The following is a 249-nucleotide window of genomic DNA, read 5'->3' on the forward strand; positions in this document are numbered from 1 at the left end:
GGTGAAGACTTCGACTTAGCATTAATTGAGTATTTAGCGGCTGAGTTTAAGAAAGACTCAGGCATTGATTTGCACAACGATCCATTGGCGCTACAACGTCTAAAAGAAGCGGCTGAAAAGGCGAAAATTGAATTGTCTTCAGCCCAACAAACCGATGTGAATTTACCTTACATTACAGCCGATGCCTCTGGTCCTAAGCACTTAAACATCAAATTAACCCGTGCAAAGCTTGAATCGTTGGTTGAAAAA

1 protein-coding gene is annotated in these 249 nt (G+C 41.4%); it reads left to right on the plus strand.

Features of this window, described 5'->3' with window-relative positions; translation table 11 throughout:
* A partial coding sequence (locus IEX97_RS13810; protein WP_229776946.1) for an Hsp70 family protein occupies window positions 1-249 on the plus strand: 249 nt, incomplete at both ends.

Source organism: Paenalicyclobacillus cellulosilyticus (assembly GCF_014647315.1).
Taxonomy (GTDB): Bacteria; Bacillota; Bacilli; order Alicyclobacillales; family Alicyclobacillaceae; genus Alicyclobacillus_J; species Alicyclobacillus_J cellulosilyticus.